Source organism: Streptomyces sp. KR55 (assembly GCF_052245645.1).
In the GTDB taxonomy this organism is placed as follows: domain Bacteria; phylum Actinomycetota; class Actinomycetes; order Streptomycetales; family Streptomycetaceae; genus Streptomyces; species Streptomyces flavusporus.
In genome coordinates, this window is record NZ_JBQQCE010000933.1 from 1 (window position 1) to 1,178 (window position 1,178).

Here is a 1,178-nt window from a genome sequence, read left to right on the forward strand (position 1 = left end):
TTACTCAGGTTGAACTCGTGGAGTCCGATGACCTGGTCGCGTCGTCGTCCATGATCAGGCCAGTCGGCGGGAGGCAGCCATCGATCAGGTGAGGCCGGTACTGGATCTTCTTCAGCTTCCGCTTGATCACGCGGGTCAGGTGGGCAAGGTCTGCCGCAGCGAAGTCGGCCAGGTGCCGCTTGAGGAGCGACCAGATCCCCTCGGCCGGGTTCAACTCCGGTGCGTAGGAGGGCATCTGGAAGATGCGTAACCAGTCCTTGTGCTCCTCGGCGAAGTCCGCCAGCTCCTTGACCAGGTGCACGTTCAGGTTGTCCCAGCACCACACCACCGGCGTGCCGAGCTGCACGCGGGTCATGACGATCAGGTCGCGGTACTGGCGCCAGGAGAACGCCTTCGGCTCGCCCCGGCGCCCGTGCCAGATGTGCAGCTTGAAGAAGAACCGGGAGCGGTGTCCGGCGCGGTAGCAGACCACGCCGGCGATGTTGACCCGCCCCCGATTGCGGCCGCGCACCCGCACCACCGGCCGGGCTCCGCGCGGTGCCCAGGTGTGTCCCTTCGGCGGCCTCAGCCCTTGACCTGCCTCGTCCTCGAAGCAGATGTGGGCGCCCAGGTCCGCCGCGGTCCTTTTACCTGCGGCCACACCTCGGCCTTCCACACCTCGATCGCCTCGTCGTCGCGTTCGATCGCCCGCCGCAGGGGCACCTGCGCGGACCAGCCGTGCCGCCGCAACAGCTTCCACACGCCCTGGATCGTGTACCCGACGTGGAACATCCGCCCGATCAGCAGCTTGACCCGCTTCAGGGTCCACCCCTGGAACTCGTCGTCCCAGCCGTGCGCGAGAGGGCCCCGCTTCAACTCCCGCTCCAGCCGCTCCCATTGCCTGGGGCTCAGCCGTTCCACCGAGGCCGGCCCCTTCGAGCGCAGGGCGTCCGCACCGCCCTCCTCCCACTCCCGCCGCCAACGTCGCACCGACCGCGACGTCACCCGAAGCTCCCTCGCGACGGCCTCGGTCTTCTCACCGCGAGCGAACCGCTCGGCCGCCTCAAGACGCACCCGCTCCCGCTTTTCCTGCTCCTTGGGCGTCAGCCCGCCCCCATGCGCGTACCGCATGACGACGTCGTACCGCAGCGATCAAGAACCGTCACGGGCCACCGGACTCCGCGAGTTCAACCTGAGTA

Annotated in this window: 1 protein-coding gene; it reads right to left on the reverse strand. The window is 68.3% G+C overall.

Annotated features, from left to right (window positions below):
* Positions 1–4: 4 nt before the first annotated feature.
* A protein-coding gene (locus ACTWQJ_RS51605) for an IS630 family transposase (protein WP_443313238.1) occupies positions 5–1,110 on the reverse strand; the annotation gives its coding sequence in 2 pieces (ribosomal slippage) (positions 5–657 and positions 657–1,110; 1,107 coding nt in all).
* Positions 1,111–1,178: the final 68 nt, after the last annotated feature.